Below are 20,255 nucleotides of genomic sequence, written 5' to 3'. Positions count from 1 at the left end.
TTTAAAACAACAACACTGTGACGCTCGTAATGGCGTCGGATTCATAAAACGGGATCGCAAGACAACCTTGGATCGGAGTCGCATCCTCGTCGAATAGTCGACCGGATCGCAAAATCGTTGGGTTTTCAGACACGGTCGCGCCACCGTGCTCGCAAGCCAACGCCGGAATGCCTGAGGTTGCTGGCATCGCAGTCCCAATGGCAAGCTCGATCGTGGGATCCGCGTAACTTGCCGATTCGAGGGTGTAGCCACCATCCGCATCCGCTCGCCAAACTTCAAAACCGCGTGCCATCGGCGAGACCTCGCTGCTGAGCAGTAGCACCGAGGCGACATAGTTCTCGCCTGCGACGGGAATCCCAATGGCGGTTTGCAAACTGCCCGCACTGGCACCCGCTGCACGCAGGAAACCGCTGTGGCTGGCGAGGTCCTCGTGGATGATCGCTCGCAACGAATTCCAGACTTGCCCCGGTAGTCCCGAGCCTTTTTCAAAGCGAACGAACGACGAAACGTTTTGAAAACGAGTTAGATTGCCGTAAAACCCCGAGGTTAACGCCACTTCTTCGTGGATCCCCACAGGCGACCAGACTTCAAACACGCCGGGCGATTGATCGTCGGCCTTGGTGGCCAAGACGACAATCGAAACGATGATTTCACTGCGAAAAATCGGAAAGGCGACTGCCGCTTTAACTGGGGCTTCGTGGAAAGTGCTAACACATGCCGTGCCACTTTCGAGGCACTCGATTGCCAAACGATCGAGTGCGGATTCCCCTTCATTGTTGACACAGCGATTGTCGTTGACGTCGTAGGCTCGAACGTCACACAGGAATGCGTTGGAGATCCGACTCGGAAGCACTAGGCACATACGCTGTCCTCCTCGTTGATACCTTCAGCCTTCTTTGCCTCGTGCTGGGCAACGTCTTGCTTCAACTTTTTGTGGTCTTGGTCCGCTAAGAAACAAAGCAGTTTTTCTCGGTAATCGTAGTACTCCGGATGCTCGAGCACTTCGGTGCGAACACGTGGACGGTTAAACGGAATGTCGAAAATTGCACCCACGGTAGCACACGGACCGTTAGTCATCATCACGACGCGGTCGCTCATAAACAAAGCCTCGTCCACATCGTGGGTGATCATCATCGTGGTCACTTTGTCTCGCATCAGAATCTCAAGCAGGATTTCTTGCAGTTCCATTCGTGTTAGCGAGTCGAGCATTCCAAACGGCTCATCAAGCAAAAGCATTTTGGGTTTCAACGCAAAGGCGCGGGCAATGCCGACGCGTTGTTGCATGCCTTGGCTTAGATCCGACGCACGTGTGCGCAATTGGTTGCCGAGCCCGACGAGCGACAAGTAATACGCGGACAAATCGTGACGCTGTTTCTTAGTGACATGGGGATAAACTTGGTCGACGCCTAAGAGCACGTTTTCCATCGCCGTCATCCACGGCATCAGGCATGGGGACTGGAAAACGATTCCACGATCGGGACCGGGGCCATCGATTTCGTGGTTTGCGACGACGACGCCCCCATCAGTGATCTCGCAGAGCCCCGCAACCATCATTAGCACGGTGCTTTTGCCGCAACCGGAATGCCCCAGCAAACTGGCGTATTCACCTTGCTTCATGTTCAAGTTGAAGTCTTCGACGATGACCGCAGGACCACTGAGCGTGTCATAGGTCTTGCCGAGACGAAACATTTCTACGTAGCCAGCCATCTGCTTTTCCGATTCGTTGTTACTAGAGCATTTCTAGATAGGTCGTAGGGCCGGTTCTTACCGGCCAGCTTGTGATTGGCCGGTGGGAACCGGCCCTACATCTCACATCAATTTCCAATAGGCTCTAAGCCGGTGAATTGACAATCAAGCGATGAGGCTTCGTCAAACTAATGGGCTCGATATCGGGTAGTTCAAACTTGGGTGCCGTCGAAACAGCGGCCTCGTCAGAGCGTGATTTTTGGCGTACAGCAACCAAGTAATTGGTGACCGCGTTGCGTAAACCCTTGAAGCGTTCATTGTGGTTCAGCGATGACTTTTCACGCGGTCGATCGAGTTCGACGGTGAACATCGGACCTAGCGAAGCACACGGGCCTGGGTTTAAGGCGACGATGCGATCGGCGACCAAGATCGCTTCATCGACGTCGTTGGTGATCATTAAACAAGTTTGACGCTCCTCTTCCCAAATCTTCAGGATCTCTTCCTGCAACCCGCTGCGAGTTAACGCGTCCAGCGCGGAAAGGGGTTCGTCCAGCAGCAGGACCTTCGGTTTCATTGCCAAAGTACGAGCCAACGAGGTGCGTTGCCGCATGCCACCGGACAATTCGTGAGGATGACGATGGGCGGCGTGACTGAGACCGACCATCTCGATGAACTTTTCAACATGGTCGCGGCGTTCTCCTTTGCCCCACGTGCGGAACACACTATCGACCGACAACGCAATGTTGCCGCGAACGGTTAGCCAAGGCAGGAGCGAATAGTTTTGAAACACCAAACCACGATCGGGACCGGGGCCCGTGATCGGTTCGCCTTCCATCAAAATTTCGCCACTGTCGGGTTGGATCAAGCCAGCCAATAATTGAGTGAAGGTGGTCTTTCCGCTACCGGAAAAACCAACCACTGCTAAAAATTCGCCTTCGCGAATATTCAAGTTGATGTTCTGAAGAACTTCATTGCGAGTCACACCACTGCCGTACCCCTTCGACACGTTACGCATCGTCAGAATCGGGTTGGGTGGCAAATGATCGAGTCGTGTTTCAATCGTTGGATTAGGAAGGACGGCTACGCTCATCGTTTCTCTCGTTCGTTCGTGAGGGTTTTCCGGAAAGCGGGAATGGGACAGCGATGCCCTAGCCCGCGACCGGGTTTCCGAAACTAACCATGTTGCGTAAACAGATCATGATGCGATCAAGCACCAGACCGATCAGACCAATGATCAAAACACTGAAGGCGATTCGGGCGTAGGTGGTACTGCTGCCGTTTTGGAATTCATCCCAAACAAATTTCCCAAGCCCAGGGTTCTGAGCCAACATGTCCGCTGCGATCAACACCATCCATCCAACACCAAGACTGATTCGCAAGCCCGCGAACATCAGCGGCAAGCTGGCGGGCAAAATGATCTTGAACAGCTTTTGTGACCAAGTCAGTTTCAGTACGCGAGCGACATTCAAGTAATCCTTGTCCACGCTCGCGACGCCGAGAGTGGTATTCACTAGCGTCGGCCAAAGCGAGCAGAGCGATACGGTTACGGCCGAAATCAAAAACGCCTTTTCAAAAAACGTTTCACCTGGCTGTGAGTTGCTGTAAGCCCAAATGATCACGAGGCTGGCAAGTGGCAACCAAGCCAACGGGCTGACCGGTTTGAACATTTGAATCGCGGGCGTCAACGCGGCGTTGAACCATGGACTCATGCCACAAAGCACTCCCAGTGGAACCGCGATCAAGGTTGCGATCGCAAAGCCAAAGAAAACGGTCTTCAGACTGGTAAAGATTTGGTCGATAAAGGTCGGCGCACTCGAGGGGACATAGTTCGCCGCTTGAACGGCTTTCTTTTTGTAGATCAATGCGTTGGCAAGCAAGGTTTCTTTATCGCTAGACGACGCGGCGATGGCTTGATTTTCCAACGACTTCGCTTGCACCATGAAGACAATCGCTTCGGAGAGCATTTCATCTTTCTTGACGCGATCTTCGGCGCGTTGTGCAAAATGCATTGCGAACAAATCCGCGCCGGCTTGCCAGGTCGCCGACGGACTTGGCAATTGCATGCTTTCGGTAACGACCGTCTTCGCGGCCAAGGACCATGCACCGACAAACAATGCGATCGCCACAATCGGCAATAAAACGAACTTTGCAATCCCTTTGAATTGTTCTTTGGGATCTTCGCCAGCGGCAAGGCGAACGAACGGCTCGAAAATCGGCATCCCAGCGACGTTGCAAAGTCTTAAAGCGGTTCCACGCCAATTCATTCTTGATCTCTCGATTGCGGTAAGGTGTTTGAAGTCAATGTCGCTGACCGCTTGGCGACCTTGCATTCGTGCCTGCCGTAGTGGATTTTGCTAAAAATCCGTTGCTTGGGATCTTTAGCAAGATCCACTACGCCAGGTGTTTGTTTTGTTTCGCAGAATGATCAGCGAATTTCGTCGCTGTCTTTGTTGCCAATCACGAAGCTGTTGATATAGCCGATGGGGTCACGAGCATCGTAGGTATTGCCGTCGATGAATTCGTTGGTTGCCGGTCGATAGCCGTCATATTCGCCCTCAGGAATTTCTGCCGTCGTGACTTTTCCTTCCGCGACCAGCATCGCTGCGGCCTTGCGGTAAATTCCAGGCTTGTAAACTTCTTTTGCGGTTTCTTCGTACCACTCGGCCGGTTTGCTTTCGGTGATCTGCCCCCAGCGACGCATTTGGGTCAGGAACCAAATGCAGTCGCTGTAATGCGGGTAGCTGGCGTAATGTTTGAAGAACACATTGAAATCGGGCAGCGGGCGAACATCGGTCTTTTGAAACACAAAGGTGCCCGTCATGCTCTGTTTGATCAGATCTTCATCGGCTCCGACGTAATCTTTACCACTCAAGATCTTGGCCGCTTCTTCGCGATGGGTCAGTTTGCCATCGGCATCGGTTTCATCAAGCCATTTGCCTGCTCGAATTAGCGCTTTGACGACTGCGACGTGAGTGTTCGGGTACTTCTCGTTCCACTCGGCGGAAACCCCGAACACCTTTTCTGGGTTGTTCTTCCAAATGTCATAGTTGGTCGTTACCGGGACGCCAATTCCCTTGGCAACCGCTTGTTGGTTCCAAGGTTCGCCGACGCAGTAACCAAGGATCGTGCCCGCTTCGAGCGTCGACGGCATTTGCGGTGGTGGCGTGACCGACAACAACACGTCCGCGTCAACCATGCCGGTGATGTTGTCTTTATTGTAGAAACCAGGATGAATACCAGCGGCGGCTAACCAGTAACGGATTTCGTAGTTGTGCGTGCTGACGGGGAACACCATCCCCATGTTGAAATCTTTGCCCTCTTGCTTGTAGCTATCGACAATCGGTTTGAGCGATTTTGCCGAGATCGGATGCGGCGGTGTTGGTGACTTTAGGCTCTCGTCGTTCTCTTGCATCTGAGTCCAGATGTCGTTGCTGACCGTGATGCCGTTTCCGTTGTAGTCCAAACTGTATGCGGTGATGATGTGAGCTTTGGTACCAAATCCGATCGTCGCTCCGATGGGTTGGCCGGCTAACATGTGAGCGCCGTCGAGTTGCCCATCAATGACGCGGTCCAGCAGCACTTTCCAATTCGACTGAGCCTCGATTTCGACATTCAGTCCTTCGTCCTGGAAGAATCCTTTTTCTTTCGCAATCACGAGCGGTGCACAGTCGGTCAGCTTAATAAAGCCAAACTTCAGCGATGGCTTTTCGATGTCCAACATGTCGGTGACAGCATCATTTTCATTATCCGCCACAAACACCGGTGTATTGTCTTGTGGCAACTTCGCGACTGCCGCTTCCAAGTCCTCTAACGTGATTTTCGAACTGCCGCAGCCCGCGATCGTTAGCAACGACAAAGCAGCCAGAGAAAACAATGACCCGCACCGAGCGAAGCTTTTGAAAGATCGATAAAGGGTTGCGGAAGTCATACGTTCAGACGTGGGCATTGCGCCGTCGAAAAAATGGGGGACCAGAGAAAAGGGGACACCCGCAAACATGGATACAAGTACGCAAGAGCAAGTCCTGGCGGGGTGCCTCGTAATGGTTCAAAGCCTTAGGCAACAAATGGGCCAAGCAGACAGCCACTTTGGGGGAACACGCCACTAAGGCACTCCGCCGCACACAGACCCCCCAGCAAAGGCGCCGAATCACCCTCTAGCAAACAAAGATTTTTAGAAAGGAGGAATTCCGAGCCATGCGTTCCTTGGCTCGCCCCGCTTAGAATGTCGGCAGTTGCTGATTTGTTAAGCACGCCGGCCGTCATCGACGGCATGCAAGACGATTGTGACCGCCGCACTCAGGCTCTTGTATCGAACGTAACGATTGAGACCGGTCGTTTGGTTTTTCACAATCGATTTCATTTTTAGGTGCCAGCAATTTCTTGCAGCCCCGATTCCTTGGCGAAGCCGATGCGAAGAAAGGTCTCAATCACTGAGACTGCAGGGCTCCGGCGGGAATGAGAAATTCTTACCTCAAGTGATGTTCTTGCTCATGCAGAACGCATTGATGAATGCGTGGGAACGCAGGATGCAAAACCGTGGAACCTTAGTCTGGTCTTTGCAAAGAAACATCCATTGAGGAAGGAACCTCATCACTATGGCCCTCTCAAAACGACGCCGGTCACGCGCAGCCCTTCTAGTGGCCCTCTCGACCCTGTTTTCACATAGTGCGGCCCAGGCGGATGAGTACCACAATCTCCGTCCGTCGGAATCCGCAACGGAAACGGTCTACGTCGAGTCAGCGGTACGTATGGCCAGTGAGGCGGTTTACGAAGGGGGGGACGAAGTTGCGCTCGACGCAGTGGCCCCTTTGTCGGAGACCGCAGTCTATCCCGAAGCGATGCCAGTCTCCGCTAGCGATGCGTCGGCGACATGCGGATGCTGTACCGGCACCTGTTGCACAAAGAAGCAATCGGACGCTGCGACCGAGAAGATGAAAAACGCCTACGGTGGCGTGTTCGATGCGAACGATTTCAGTTACTTGAACGATCCGTGCTACACCGGCCCTTCATTTTTGGGTGATTCACTCAAAGGTCTCGCCGATGGCAAGCTTGATCTTGGGGGTGAAGTTCGTGTTCGCTATCACGACGAAAAAGGGATGCGTGGACTTGGGTTGACCGGACAGGACGACGATTTTTGGTTGACCCGTTTGCGATTGTTCTCGGACTATCGCATGAACGATTACATTCGTTTGTACGGCGAGTACTTGTACGCCGATTCGGGAGGCGAATTCTTCAACAACCGCCCGATCGAAGAAAATCGTGGTGAAATCCAGAACCTGTTCGCCGATGTGAACTTGTACTCAGACGGAAGCAACAAGTTGACCGCACGTGTCGGTCGCCAGGAACTATTGCTTGGTGCCCAGCGGTTGATCTCGCCACTTGATTGGGCCAACACCCGTCGCACGTTCGAGGGTGGACGTTTGCTGTATTCCAACGAAGATTGGAACGTGGACGGATTCTTCGTTCATCCGGTGAATCGCAATGCCGCGAACGAAAGCAAAATTGATGATGCTAACGAGAGTGTCGATTTCTTTGGCACCTACCTGACCCGCAAAGGGTTGGACATCGGCACCTTGGATATGTACTACCTCGGGCTGGATGACAGTGTCAACGACTTTGACTATCACACGCTGGGTTCACGCGTCGCCGGCAGCAATGGCGATCTGCTTTACGAAGTGGAGGGCGGTGTGCAATTCGGTTCCAACAGCAACGGCAGCAGCCACGACGCCGGCTTCTTTACCGGAGGTCTCGGACGCAAACTGAAAGTCGCCGATTGGAAGCCTACCGTTTGGTTCTGGTACGACTATGCCTCCGGTGGCGATGGGGACTTCGTCGCTCGTGGTGATGACGCGTTCGATCACCAGTTCCCGCTGGCCCACAAATACAACGGTTTCATGGACTTGTTTGGCCGTCGTAACCTTCACGACATCAACATGCAGTTCATCACTCCGGTACTTGGCCCCAACGTCAATTTGTTGGTTTGGTACCACTACTTCCTATTGGATACAGCAACAACGCCCTACGGCGTGACGATGCAACCGTATAACACGACCGCATTGGCCGAAGACAAGGAATTGGGACATGAGATCGACGTCGCACTGAACGTCAATTTGAATCCGCGTAGCAGCCTGCTATTCGGCTACTCGCATTTCTTTGCCGGCGATTACTACGACGAAACTCCAGGCGTGATGTCTAACGACGATGCCCAGTTTGTCTACACACAGTTTCAAACTCGTTTCTAAACCAACGGAGACCGATTGGAAACGAAAAACGCCGCTTGATCACTCAAGCGGCGTTTTTTTTTGCAAGCCGTGGGTTTAGCGACTGACTTAGAATGCGTCGTTATTCTTGGGGACGCGGAGCAATCATCATCACAACCCGGCGCGTGAGCAAGGGACTTTCGGTGACGAGATGCAATCCGATCGGAGTCGCTCGCTCACGCTTCGGGTTAGGATTCTCCTAAACCGGGCTCTCTCGTAAGGCACCGGGTAACGCGGCATATCGATCAATGACGCTGGTACCGCTAATCCAATAGTCCGGCGGTCCTTAGCGAACTGCGATGGTGAGCCATCCATCGCGTGAATCGATGTGATGCGCGTGATATTCTCGGCCACGAATCGCTTCGATTTCAACGGTCGCCGGCACTTCGATTGCGCGATGCAAAAGTGAATCAGGAAAGACTTCGTCGAAACGATTTTGAATCGTGCGTTTCAATCCTGCTTGAGAAACGCTCAGCCGTTTACGTCCTGGGAAGTCAACATTCACATCGGCATCACGGATCAAAATGGCGTGTCCTTCAGGCGTCTTCGCAGGTCGGTAGGTGGCGGTGATTTCCATTGGCACCTTCAATTCGCGTTCGCCTTGTGCAAAGCGAGTTCCACGAATCCCAAGTCGGATCGCTCCCTCGCGGGCCTCAAAGACAATTGGCTGCAGCCGAGCAAAATCGATTTCAAACGGCGGCTCGGCGTCCTCGCCCTCTTTCTTTTCAACCGGTCGACCTGATTCGGCCAACAAGTCGTTGATCATCGCTTCGTTGACGGTTCGGCCGGCTAGGAAAGGCCCCAGCGCGTTATCGACAACCGATTCTTGGATTTGAATCGCCGCTTCGTAGGAGCTCGAAATGGCAGGACGAGCCACCGTTGTTGAAATTTGGTCGTTGCGGCGGAGGGTGGAATCAATATAAATCGTCTCCTCAGTCGATCCCCACAATCGAGCGGGGTCCACGAGGGAGAGTCGGCGAAGTGTCGGAGCGATTCTCTCGGAAATGTTAGGAGGCTCAAGGCCGCCGGCCTCGCTCGTTTGTTGGGCAAATTCTTGACCCACCTGTTTCTGCATTCGAGAGACGGCGATCCGATCAGCTTTCGGTTTTTGCTCGGCCGCTCTCTTGCTCGCAATGCGGCGAACCAGTTTCAGTTTGTGTTCGATCGCGGTGATTTCTGTGTTCAATGAGACGGTGGCGTACGCGGGGTCCATCGTCACCCCGGATTCATTGAGGTTCAGCGTCCGCGTCGCCGAGATTTGAGCATTCCCCAAGGTGCGAAGTCGAACGGGGCCGTTGAATCCAGTGCTTTTTGTTGAAACATTTCCGTCCAACGAAACCTGGATCCTTGCCGCACCGACCGAAGGCAGCAGCGTCGCAGTGACGAACCCAGAGGTGTGGGCATCGCCGATGATGCGAGTCCCGAGGATGCAATCGCGAATCGGGCGTGATCGGTCGACTTGACGGTTAACGGCGAGTTGAACCGCTTGCTCACCCACAAAGACGGCTAGGTTCGGACGCCCAAAAACATCCCGGATTGCGGAGACCGCTGCTCGCGATTGTTGAGATTCTTCTAACAGTCCCACCAATGCGGAGAGCGCCGCTGCGTCTTCGGCTGAGGGAATGGAATCCATCGCCTCGATCCGCTTAGCCAGCGAGTCGAGTTGCTTGCGTAGTTGTTCGGCCGATTTTTCACCATCGCGAAAGCGGATCGCCGAAAGCAACGATTCGATCGAACTTCGCAAACGCGTCAATACATCCAACTCCAACCCATCGATATTGCCGATCAAGCGAAAACGTGCGTCCATCGCGGTTTGGGCTACGTCGGCTAAGGAATCTGACTGCAACGCCTCGCTCAATGGATCGAGTGCAAGGTATTCGAGCCACGCTTGCCCGTTGCTGAGCGATTGTTGAGCGAGCATAAAACGCTCAACCGAATCAATCTGCTCTGAAACCGCTCGCTTCGCCGCTTCCAAATCGGGAAATTGATCCGGCGTGATCTGGCTTTCGTCGACGCGAATTTGCGCCACTAAACGCGCCCGATCAGCGTCGGACAACTGGGCTGTCGATTCACTCGAATAATGCGTCTGGATGCCAATCAGTACGACAAAAAACGCGGTTTGGACGATGTATCGACGTGAGTTAAGCTGTTGCAATCCCATTGCGCACCACGGTTAGTCTAGGGGTTTTAGGGAGGATTTAAGTCCTATTGTATGCCCCCGGCACCGTCAGGGTGAGAGGGTACCCCCGACAAAACCTAGCTCTTTCCCAGATCGAGCACTCCCTGCCATCCCGGCGGTGGGACTCGCCGGGAGCGTTCCATCCGCTGAATCAGTTTTTGGCTAGGGCGATCGCGGTCGGCAAGGCCCGCGAACGCTTCGCGTGCCTGTGTCCAATCTCCCTCGATAAACGCTTGCAAGCCGTTTTGGTACGTCGCTAGATCGGGGGCGCTGAGACTTTCCTCGGCATCATTCAATTCAAAGATCGTCACCGCTTGGGTAAATCCCGCGGGGCGAACCAAGGCAAGTCGTCGCGTCACAAGCGTACTTAGCGGAGCAGGGGGGTTGCTCGAAGCGGCGGCCATGCCCGCTACGTCGACGCTCGAACGGGTCGTCGTGATCGCGGCCGCGGTAGCTTCGTCGATGATCGTTTGCACCCCAAATTGCTTGGCCAGCCCTTCCAATCGACTGGCAAGGTTCACCACGGGGCCAAACGCAGTGACTTTTACCTGGTCCACGGTACCGATTTGGCCCGCGACCGCATTGCCGGTGGCGATCCCAATGCCATGCGACAACGGCGTGTCCGGTGCCTGAGCGGGCGATAGGAGTCGCCGAATTTGCACCGCGGCGTGGGCAGCTCGAATGGCGTTATCGGTATCCGATTGAGCGATAGGCCAGCCCCAGAATCCCATCGCAGCATCACCGTGAAAATCGCCGATCACGCCACCGCTATCCAAGATCGCGCGGGTCATCACGCCCAAGGATTCACTGACTTGGTTCAAAAGCTCAAGCAATTTGTCGGCGTGCTGTTCACTCCGCTGCGTAAACCCACGCAAGTCGCAAAACATCACCGAAAGATTCGCCTCGCGTGGCCGCAGCACCTCAGCGGAATCTCGATTAGCCAAGGCATCCATCACGAGGGGTGCAAAGAATTGTCGCATCGATGCCTGACGCCGTTCAAGACGACGGCTTTGCCGCAGATTCGCAGCCATTGATCCGACGAGTTCCGCAAATTTCAAATCATCTTGAAGTGCGTCGGACGTGATCGCAGCGGGATCATACGAATCAAAACGAGCATCCGTGGTGAATCCCACTTCGGATTGGCCGGCGACGTAGATCGCCCATCCGCGACAAGCCTCGCTGCGCAACGGGACACAAAACGCCCAATCCACCCCCTCATTCGTCGTAAAGCCACTTTGAGATGCGTCTTGCAATGACCAAATCTGCAGCATGCTTTCACGATTTTCGATCGCCGAGCGTGCCAATCTCGCACTCACCTGAGCGGAATCATTCTCCAACGTGCGGCTATCATAATGGAGGATTTCCACCGAGCTTCGATGGCTGATATCCTGTTCGGCATCCGAGTTCGGTGATGCCGATGCCGGCCGATTGTCATGCAAAGTCGCCGGTTCATCCAAGGCGACGATCGCAACGGCAGTCGCCGAAGGCGTCGATTGCAACAACACATTGGTCATCCGCACCAACAACTCTTCATCGGTCTCACTGCTGGTGATCAAATCGGGCAATCGGCTCAACACTTCGATCCGGGAGCTAGCGTCACGAAAATGACGTCGTCGTAACGCGGTGTGATCGTAGGCCCGTTGGGTGACGTTTTGGTTGGACGTGAACTCGGAAGCCCCAGGGCGATTCACCACCGTGAATGTGGTTTCACCGATCACAAAATGTTCGCCCACGGTGAGTTTGAAGTGTGGCGATTGTCGCCCCCGATAGAAAACCGGATTGCGTGCAGACTCGTTTTGGAAAATTTCAATTTGACTTTCCAAATGCACTTTAATCCGGGCATGGCGGCGGGAAATCATCGCGTCCCAGGGCACATTCCAATCGCTGTTAACACGTCCAAGCAGAATTTCTCGACCGCCGGCGGCTTCCGGAAGCGCCCGTCGCCAACGTTGATGTTCCTGGGGACCTTGCGCGATTAAATCAGGCACGTTGTTTGACTTTAACTGCGGTGAGAAATCAAAAAATCGATCGTGAAGCTGCGTGCCAGTTCGTTCTTCATCAAAAAACTGTGAAGCACAGGCACGGTGTAGAACGCTTCAGCGCCGTCGAGCTTGGCCTCCTCCAGACTAACGACATAATCACTGGCACCCTCGACAAGCGGATTTTGAATCGGATGGGACGACAAATCGCCAGCAACGATGGCAAACGGAAACGGCGGCGTCGCCAAATGATCGGCCAAACCATCCCAGTCGGCCCCCAGTTCACGACAACTCTTTCCCGTCACCACGTCGAAGATGCCAGCCGAGTTGAGACGGCGAGCGATTGCGGCGCCTTGGTTGGGGGGACCAAGCATGACCATCGATTCGCAACGCGTTAACAGATTTTTTGCATCTCCATGACGTTGCAAATCTCCGATCAAATGCCGTGTGACAATGTTCCCCATGCTATGTCCGACGAAACTAATCTTGGTCTCCTCCGGTAACCGCTCGAGCAGTTCACGCAGGGCCGCAGCATGGTCTCGAATCGAACACCGTGTGCTGGCATACGAGAAACGAATGATCAATGCATCGTCACGCTGCTTCAAATCACGCTCTAATCGAGCCATCGAATGATGGCTTCGCATTAAACCGTGCACCAACACGATGACGCGTTCGGGATGGGGGCTGGAGGGTGCTTCGGCAATCCGTTCGGAGAGGCATGCTTCACAATGGGAGCGTGTCCCCCAAGTGAGCCGCGTATTGTCTTTGGAAAGTAACCGCCAATGGCCCGTCAACGAGTTCTGTTGAATGCGGTAACCCTCGACCCAGCAATGGTCCGTCCAGCACTGGGTTCCCCCCGCGGTCTTATTGAGCAACGAGAAAGGGTTGGTGCCGGCCACGGTTTCTAGCGATTCCTGCTCTCTTGGTTTTTCAATCGACTCGGACGGGGCGACGCGCTGCGAATCTTCACTCGAGATCGCCGAGGTCGGTGGTTGCGATTCCCCTCGATTCGATCCGAGGGTTAGTAGCAACAAGGTAATCAGAATGAACGTTCGCATGGTTGCCGCCCTGGATGACCGGTAAGAAAGAAATCGTGTCTTAGGCTTAAGAGACTGTAGGGGACAATCTCTTCGCGATTCCTTCCAAAATCATCTCAAAACGCAGCTCGACCGAGTTAGCGTCGTCGAGCGGTCACCGCATCCAACGATCATGGAACACGGTTCGTTGGGGTGCGGTACCTTTTTCGCAACGGCCCGTGGCCTCGATCTGCCACGCAACCATGCCGTTTCCGGAGAGCTACTTTGACTCATCCACCTTGGGGTCCTTGGTTGTCGGTGCCTCTTTGGCCGCCGAGGGCGCCTTGATCACTGGCGGAGCCTTTTTGCCTTGGGGCACGAACCTCATCGAAATCGAGTTCACGCAGTGGCGTGTGTTCTTTTCGGTGAATCGCTCACCTTTGAAAACGTGACCGAGATGGCCTCCACAATTGCTGCAGACAATTTCAATCCGATGGCCGTCGGCATCGCGGTGCCTATCGACCGCACCTTTGATTTCATCATCAAAGCTGGGCCAACCGCAATGGCTCTCGAACTTGCTATCCGATGTGTAGAGCGGCGCGTTACATTGGCGGCAAATATAGGTGCCCGGGTCCTTGAGGTTGGTGTATTCACCGGTTCCGGCTCGTTCGGTTCCTTTGTGCAGAATCACCCAAGCCTCACGCTTGTTGAGCGGATTGAAGGCAAAGGGAGCATCCTTCGCCCCTTCGGCATCGCCCGAAGCCTCCTTTTCGGCGTTGGCGGGAGCATCGTCGCTCGTTTCACTGACCGGGTCGGCTGGAGCCGAGACGAGCATGGCAGCGGTTTCCGGCGCGGTGGCCGATTCATTGCTGGCGGAGTCGTTTTGGGGGAGCGAACCGGTCATTTCGCATCCGGCAAAGCATCCAACCAGAAGGATGGGGAAAATGGCAGTTAATTTCACTCGAATGCTCCTACGCTGGAATCGGGGGTGGGAATGGCATTTTGGACTCGATCCAAGCATCCATCTGGTCACATTGTATCGTTCCAATCACTGATTGTGGGCACCGTTATTCGCCGCATCGATTTTACGCCACCAGCTTGATGCCCACCCGAACCCCCTCCTTCGAGGCTTCGCCCCCGTTCCTTCGAAGGGCATGAAGCTCTCCGCGGAGCTGCATTAGCAGCGAATCGCTTTCAAAACCTGACGGATAGGAAAGGAGGGACAGGGTCGGTGTCGCAAGAAAGCCTCAAGGCGAAGAGAAATGTCCGTTGCATGGTAAAAATAAAGTATGAATTCCATTACACTATGTAGGCATTAACATCAAATTGAACTCCTGTGTTCAATAGATTTCCTATTTCTCCGGACTGAACCCCTCCATGACAAACTCTCCCTCAGGGCAAATTGACCACGTTCTGATCGAAGACCGATTGTTTCCCCCTCCCGCCGAATTCGCGAAAAAAGCGGTCTTTTCGACCACGGCTCAATACGAGGAAATGTACAATCGTGCAGCGGAATCGCCTGATGAATTTTGGCGTGAAGAGGCTCTCGAGCACATGCACTGGTTCGAGCCTTTTGGCGAAGTGTGCAAGTGGGACGCGCCCAATGTGGAGTGGTTTGTCGGGGGCAAGACGAATGCCAGCTACAATTGTCTGGACCGTCACATTAACGCCGGGCGCGGCGATCGCAAGGCGATCATCTGGGAAGGCGAACCGGGCGATACCCGCGTTTTGACCTACTCCGAACTGCGGACCGAAGTTTGTAAATGTGCGGAAGCCATGAAACAACTCGGTATCGGTATTGGTGATGTCGTCAGCATCTACATGCCGATGACTCCCGAATTGACCATCGCGATGTTGGCATGTGCTCGTATCGGTGCGGTCCATTCGGTCATTTTTGCAGGATTCAGCGCCGAATCGATCGTCGACCGAAACAACGATGCAGGTGCAAAGTTGATGATCACTGCGGACGGACTGTACCGCCGCGGCAAGGTTTTACCGCTCAAGAAAACGGTCGACGAAGCACTCGAAAAATCACCGACGGTACAGCATTGCTTGGTGCTAAAACGTAGCGGACAAGACGACGTGCCGATGACCGCAGGGCGCGACGTATGGTGGCATGAGGTTGTCGACACCCAAGCAGGGGAACTGCCTGCCGAACCGTTGGACAGCGAAGCAAACCTGTTCATCCTTTATACCTCGGGCAGCACTGGGAAACCCAAGGGAATTCGCCACACCACCGCCGGATACAATTTGTGGGCCAAGCGAACGTTCGAATGGGTGTTCGATCATCGTGAGGACGATGTTTATTGGTGTACCGCCGATTGCGGTTGGATCACCGGTCACAGCTATATCGTCTACGGGCCGTTGTCCGCAGGGGCGACCTGTCTGATGTACGAAGGGGCTCCGAACTTCCCCGAAGAAGATCGCTTTTGGGATCTCGTCGAGAAGTACAAAGTGACCATTTTGTACACCGCACCGACGGCAATCCGCGCCTTCATCAAATGGGGCGACCAACATGTCGATAAGCATGATCTTTCCAGCTTGCGATTGCTCGGCAGCGTCGGCGAGGGGATCAATCCCGAAGCGTGGATGTGGTACCACACCAAGATTGGCGGCGAGCGTTGCCCGATCGTCGATACGTGGTGGCAAACTGAAACCGGCGGCATCATGATGAGCCCGTTGCCAGGAATCACGGCGACGAAGCCAGGTTCATGCACCCGGCCCTTGCCGGGCGTGGTTCCCGCAATCGTGGACGAAACGGGAAAAGAGGTCGACGATCATCACGGCGGCATGCTGTGCATTTCAAAACCATGGCCGGGGATGCTACGCGGCATCTGGGGTGATGAAGCACGATATGCAGAACAATATTGGTCGATGGTTCCAGGAAAGTATCTGACGGGTGACAACGCTCGCAAGGATAAAGATGGATACTACTGGATCATGGGCCGGATCGACGATGTGATCAACGTCTCGGGGCATCGGTTAAGCACGATCGAAGTGGAAAGTGCGCTCTGCAGCCACGAAGCGGTTTGTGAAGCGGCGGTGGTTGGACGCCCCGATGATATCAAGGGACAAGCGATCGCCGCGTTTGTCACCATCCGTGATCGTGAACCTGACGAGGCTTTGCGTGCCGAGCTGAAACTCCACGTGCGCAAACAAATTGGAGCTCTCGCTCAGCCTGACGATCTGCGTTTCGCGGCGTCGTTGCCGAAGACGCGCAGTGGCAAAATCATGCGTCGCTTGCTAAGGGATGTCGCCTCGGGCAAGGAGATCGGCGGCGATACCTCGACGCTTGAAGATTTCACGGTTCTCGCCAAGCTCAACGACGACGAAGCGTAACCGACACCCCAAGCAATCTCGGTTCAACGCTTGAGCGTTGAACCGAGATTTGAACCGCGTTGATTTGCAATGCGTATTTTCATTCACACGCAGGTCGTCCAATCGACGTCTGCGTGTAACGCTCGACGGTTGATTCGGGATACCCGTCGTAGAAGCGGCGAATCCAATGTCGCCCCGACCACTCCTCTAGATGCCGTTGCCAACCGTTGCGTTCGAGCAACCGGTCGCTGATACCGCCGTTGGTGACGTGCGCTACAATCGCAACGGAGTTTCGAATGCGAGCGATTTCTTCGAGCACTCGAATCGCCCCAATGAAGGTTTTGTAGCCCGCCCGCTGCCCCGAGCGAATATAGTCAAGCGTCAAAAACCCGGGCATCCCAAAGGGTTGGTGATAATCGAGCCAGCAAACGTCATCGTTCATCCGCCCATATTTGGCTTGCCACCAAACCTGAGCGACCGAGACGCTGCCCGCCATCCAACGACGCTGGACTTTGACAAAACGTCCTCCCTGCATCACGATTCGGGCACAACGCCAGCGGCGCAATTGCGACTCGCCCACGGTAATGTCGGTAACCAATCCTGCTGGAATCATCGGAGCCAATCGTTTTATGCGGCAGCTTGTTGTCCATTGGCGATCGGCAAGCGAATCACAAACGCGGTCCCGCGTCCCACGGTGCTTTGCACGCGGATGCGACCGTCGTGGGCGTCAATGATCTCTTTGCACGCAGCCAACCCAAGCCCCGTCCCACCTTTGCCTGACTCATCGGGTCCCGATTTCGTCGTAAAGAAAGAGTCAAAGATGTGAGGCAATTCAGCTTTGGGGATCCCGCTACCGCTGTCGCGTATCGTCAATTCGACCCATTGCTCATCGCTCGAACGAGCAAGCTTGATCAGAATCGTCCCCCCTTCGGGCATCGCTTGACGCGCGTTAATCAACAAGTTTAGCAGGACCCGTTGGATCTGGTTTCCACTGGCAAACGCCGGAGGAGCCGATTCATCGAGTTCGGTTTCAATGCTGATGCGGTACTTTCGCATCTCTCGCTCGAGCAAGACCAAGGAATCGTTGATGATGCTGCCCAAGTGAGTCGGCTCCATCGATTCGCTGCGATTGCGTGCCTGGGCCAATATGGTGTTGGTGATCTTGGCGGCGCGCTCGGAAGCCTCCAGGATCTTGGTGAGCGCCTTGTCGCGACTGGCGTCGTCACGGTTGCGAATCCCCAGTTTCGAATAGTTGATCACCGTCATCAAAACATTGTTGAATTCGTGCGTTGCCGTACTCATCAATTCCCCAAGCGAAGCGAGGCTTTGCAGCTTCCGCATCTCCGCGCGTAGGTACTCGATTTCAGCTTGGGCGTCATTGCTGGATGGCGGATGAGGTAAAGGCATAGTGATTCGGTTTCATGCAAGCGAGTTCGGCCGGTTCGTCATCACAGAGCAAGGAGAAGATCCGGTATCGCTGATCTCATTGCTGCTGTGAATGATCTATCGTCGACGCCCCTCGATCCGCTACACATCGTATTATCGTACCTGCATAGTTTGCCACTCTGACCAAGTCGCTCCGAAAGCCGTTCGCTCTGGGTAAACTGTGTCGCCTCGTTCGCTTTTTCTGCTCGTGTGACGGACCGATCGATGCTGAATCAAGCAAGTGATTCTAAAACCACCGAAGAAAACGTAGTGCAACGCCTACGTCGACGTACCCAACAAGCACGCGACCTTGGGTTTCACGTGCGGACCGAATTGCTCGATGGCCAAGAACCTTCATGGTGCATGATCGGTAAACGGAAAACGATCTTCATCGACCTTGCCCAAACCGCAGCTGAACAACTTCGCCAACTCGAAGAATCGATCAACGAGTACCAACAACGCCTGCGGCAATCACGCGCATCGATGAACCCGGCCGCCTGATCGCTGGATCGCTTTCCAGTCGATTCCCCCCAACAAAACGAGCCTTTTTCCGCTGCGCGCCGCCAAAATCTTGTCGCTGGCTACTTTTGGGGCTCCCGACACGACACAATAGGCACTCATGAACTGTTCCTGTTGACTCGCTGCGATTTTGAGGCCATTGCCTGTGTTTTCTCGCCGAATGAAGCTGTCCGCTGCCTCTGGCTTTTGCTATCGATTGGGGACCGGTCTTAAGGCGGGGGCGGATTTGCTAGCGATGCTGCAAAGCGAAGCCGGCTATGGCTCGCCACGTCAACGGGCGGAAATGATGTCGATTCGCGAGGCGGCCAAGCAAGGCGAGTTGCTCAGCGAATCGATGAAACGGGCGGAACCGTTCTTTCCGCCGCTGTTGATCTCGATGATTCGGGTGGGCGAAGCCACCGGGCGACTTGAACGCACCCTATTGTCACTGGCCGAGCACTACAAACACCGCCTGGCACTGCGTCAGAAATTCATCAGCTCGCTCGCTTGGCCCGCCATTCAATTGCTACTGGCCGTGTTGGTCATCTCGCTGTTCATTTGGTTGATGGGCCAATTCAATATGGCCGACATGCTCGGCTTCGGCCTAACCGGTACCACGGGCGTGCTGAAATTTTGGGGCTATCTGTTTTTCTTTGCCTTGCTGGCCGGCGGCGCCGTTTGGGCCATGATGCGAAACATCGGCGGCGTCCAGAATCTGATCCCGCTGCTTTACATGATTCCTGTCTTTGGCCCCGCGTTGCAGACGATTACACTTTCGCGGTTCTGTTGGACGCTATCGCTCAGTCTCGATGCGGGACTCGACCCGATTCGATCGATCTATTTGGCACTCGAAAGCACCGACAGTGACTATTACAAGAGTGTCGGCAAGGAAGCCGAAGTAGCGATCTTGGGTGGCGATTCCCTTTCGGGGGCACTGAAGACAACCCAACTGTTTCCCGACGAATTCATCACCCGAGTGGAGATCTCGGAGCTATCGGGAACCGACGCGGAATCGATCGACATGCTTGCTCAAGAGTATGACGAGAAAGCAAAACGCGCGGTCGGAACATTGGCGGGACTAGCGACCGGAACCGTCTGGCTCGGCACAATGGGCGTACTGATCTTCTTGATCTTGCGTATCGCGATGAGTATCGGCGGTGCCTACAGCGACGCATTGCAGCCAATCTAAGCAGATCGGATCCGGGTTACCTTCACCCGCGAACGCGTCAAGCGAACGAACTACCTATTCGGACTTCCAAGCCGAGCATGATGTACTGAGCCGACGACGCAACCGTGAGTGGACGACCGAGGCAAATGCTTCGAAGCCACTGAGGCTGACTCTGCAACCCATCAAGTACGGCTTGGGTATTGGATGGGCGGACGAGAAAGCAATGCTTGGTCCGGCCCACGACGCTGCGTCACGCCCACCAAACGCACCGATCAGGAATCGCTGCTCATCGTGACGATGCCATCGTCCACGGGAATGGTGTCGCCCGATGTGAGCAGACTGTCGTTCAACGTGAAGATTATGAAAATCGCGAGAAACACAAACGCCGAGATGAACACAACCGCGTTAAAGGGTTTGTCATACAAGACGTGCATGAAAAAGAGCACAACCAAGGATGCCTTGATCGTGGCGATCGCCATAACAATCAGAATGTCGTAGCTACCAAGATCGAAACTCGCCTGAGCCACCGTAACGATCGTCAAGAAAACGAGCGCCGCAAAGACGCCGAACAAAATCGGCAATGGCAACGGGTGAGCAAAATCGTAGCCTTCGCGATGGTCATCAGCGGCATGGTCAGCAGTAGAATGATCGTGAGCAGACATAGTTATAAATGGAGTGAGTTAAGGTTGTCCGGCAATAGCCGAGCGTCCGCGAATCGCGACACCG

At 54.5% G+C, this 20,255-nt stretch carries 16 protein-coding genes; 4 read left to right on the top strand and 12 right to left on the bottom strand.

The genetic code is table 11. From position 1 onward, the window contains the following. Nucleotide 1 precedes the first annotated feature (1 nt). The 5 genes from Pla52o_RS08360 to Pla52o_RS08340 all read right to left on the bottom strand — a co-directional run bounded on the left by Pla52o_RS08360 (nucleotide 2) and on the right by Pla52o_RS08340 (nucleotide 5,560). Complete coding sequence (locus Pla52o_RS08360) at nucleotides 2-862, bottom strand: GAF domain-containing protein (protein ID WP_146594174.1); 861 nt, start codon at nucleotides 860-862, stop codon at nucleotides 2-4. Beyond that, nucleotides 853-1,707 carry an ABC transporter ATP-binding protein gene (locus Pla52o_RS08355; protein ID WP_146594173.1) on the bottom strand — a complete coding sequence of 285 codons (855 nt, stop codon included), beginning with the start codon at nucleotides 1,705-1,707 and terminating at the stop codon, nucleotides 853-855. The genes Pla52o_RS08360 and Pla52o_RS08355 overlap by 10 nt, the downstream gene beginning before the upstream one ends. Nucleotides 1,708-1,831: 124 nt before the next feature. Further along, nucleotides 1,832-2,776, bottom strand: a complete 945-nt coding sequence (locus tag Pla52o_RS08350; protein ID WP_146594172.1) for an ABC transporter ATP-binding protein — start codon at nucleotides 2,774-2,776, stop codon at nucleotides 1,832-1,834. 58 nt (nucleotides 2,777-2,834) lie between these two features. Then, on the bottom strand, nucleotides 2,835-3,950 hold the full coding sequence (locus tag Pla52o_RS08345) for an ABC transporter permease (RefSeq protein WP_146594171.1): 1,116 nt from the start codon (nucleotides 3,948-3,950) through the stop codon (nucleotides 2,835-2,837). A gap of 161 nt (nucleotides 3,951-4,111) precedes the next feature. Next, on the bottom strand, nucleotides 4,112-5,560 hold the full coding sequence (locus Pla52o_RS08340; protein WP_231612189.1) for a CmpA/NrtA family ABC transporter substrate-binding protein: 1,449 nt from the start codon (nucleotides 5,558-5,560) through the stop codon (nucleotides 4,112-4,114). 721 nt (nucleotides 5,561-6,281) lie between these two features. On the opposite strand from Pla52o_RS08340, the gene Pla52o_RS08335 reads away from it, so the two are divergent. After that, nucleotides 6,282-7,928 carry an alginate export family protein gene (locus Pla52o_RS08335; RefSeq protein ID WP_197169107.1) on the top strand — a complete coding sequence of 549 codons (1,647 nt, stop codon included), beginning with the start codon at nucleotides 6,282-6,284 and terminating at the stop codon, nucleotides 7,926-7,928. Between the two features lie 304 nt (nucleotides 7,929-8,232). Here the strand turns inward: Pla52o_RS08335 and Pla52o_RS08330 are convergent, their stop codons facing one another. The 4 genes from Pla52o_RS08330 to Pla52o_RS08315 form a co-directional block, all read right to left on the bottom strand. Continuing rightward, the gene (locus Pla52o_RS08330; RefSeq protein WP_146594170.1) at nucleotides 8,233-10,107 is read right to left on the bottom strand and encodes a hypothetical protein; all 1,875 of its coding nucleotides are present in this window, start codon (nucleotides 10,105-10,107) and stop codon (nucleotides 8,233-8,235) included. A 95-nt stretch (nucleotides 10,108-10,202) separates the two neighbouring features. After that, nucleotides 10,203-12,113 carry an adenylate/guanylate cyclase domain-containing protein gene (locus tag Pla52o_RS08325; protein ID WP_146594169.1) on the bottom strand — a complete coding sequence of 637 codons (1,911 nt, stop codon included), beginning with the start codon at nucleotides 12,111-12,113 and terminating at the stop codon, nucleotides 10,203-10,205. An 11-nt stretch (nucleotides 12,114-12,124) separates the two neighbouring features. Then, complete coding sequence (locus tag Pla52o_RS08320) at nucleotides 12,125-13,162, bottom strand: esterase/lipase family protein (RefSeq protein ID WP_146594168.1); 1,038 nt, start codon at nucleotides 13,160-13,162, stop codon at nucleotides 12,125-12,127. Nucleotides 13,163-13,400: 238 nt separating this feature from the next. Beyond that, nucleotides 13,401-14,081 carry a methionine-R-sulfoxide reductase gene (locus Pla52o_RS08315; RefSeq protein WP_231612188.1) on the bottom strand — a complete coding sequence of 227 codons (681 nt, stop codon included), beginning with the start codon at nucleotides 14,079-14,081 and terminating at the stop codon, nucleotides 13,401-13,403. Nucleotides 14,082-14,497: 416 nt separating this feature from the next. On the opposite strand from Pla52o_RS08315, the gene acs reads away from it, so the two are divergent. Then, a complete protein-coding gene (gene acs / locus Pla52o_RS08310; protein ID WP_146594167.1) occupies nucleotides 14,498-16,459 on the top strand; it encodes an acetate--CoA ligase in 1,962 nt (653 codons plus the stop codon). Between the two features lie 79 nt (nucleotides 16,460-16,538). Here the strand turns inward: acs and Pla52o_RS08305 are convergent, their stop codons facing one another. Both Pla52o_RS08305 and Pla52o_RS08300 read right to left on the bottom strand, forming a co-directional pair. Then, complete coding sequence (locus Pla52o_RS08305; RefSeq protein WP_146594166.1) at nucleotides 16,539-17,051, bottom strand: hypothetical protein; 513 nt, start codon at nucleotides 17,049-17,051, stop codon at nucleotides 16,539-16,541. 14 nt (nucleotides 17,052-17,065) lie between these two features. Beyond that, nucleotides 17,066-17,845, bottom strand: a complete 780-nt coding sequence (locus tag Pla52o_RS08300; RefSeq protein ID WP_146594165.1) for a sensor histidine kinase — start codon at nucleotides 17,843-17,845, stop codon at nucleotides 17,066-17,068. Between the two features lie 288 nt (nucleotides 17,846-18,133). On the opposite strand from Pla52o_RS08300, the gene Pla52o_RS08295 reads away from it, so the two are divergent. Both Pla52o_RS08295 and Pla52o_RS08290 read left to right on the top strand, forming a co-directional pair. Then, entirely contained in the window at nucleotides 18,134-18,364 is a 231-nt protein-coding gene (locus Pla52o_RS08295) for a hypothetical protein (RefSeq protein ID WP_146594164.1), read from the top strand. A 163-nt stretch (nucleotides 18,365-18,527) separates the two neighbouring features. Next, nucleotides 18,528-19,550: a type II secretion system F family protein gene (locus Pla52o_RS08290; protein WP_390620843.1), complete on the top strand. Its 1,023-nt coding sequence runs from the start codon at nucleotides 18,528-18,530 to the stop codon at nucleotides 19,548-19,550. A gap of 251 nt (nucleotides 19,551-19,801) precedes the next feature. Here the strand turns inward: Pla52o_RS08290 and Pla52o_RS08285 are convergent, their stop codons facing one another. Continuing rightward, complete coding sequence (locus Pla52o_RS08285; protein ID WP_146594163.1) at nucleotides 19,802-20,191, bottom strand: cytochrome C oxidase subunit IV family protein; 390 nt, start codon at nucleotides 20,189-20,191, stop codon at nucleotides 19,802-19,804. Nucleotides 20,192-20,255 lie beyond the last annotated feature (64 nt).

The sequence above is a fragment of the Novipirellula galeiformis genome (genome assembly GCF_007860095.1).
Classification (GTDB): domain Bacteria; phylum Planctomycetota; class Planctomycetia; order Pirellulales; family Pirellulaceae; genus Novipirellula; species Novipirellula galeiformis.
This window is presented reverse-complemented; position numbering and strand designations above follow the sequence as displayed.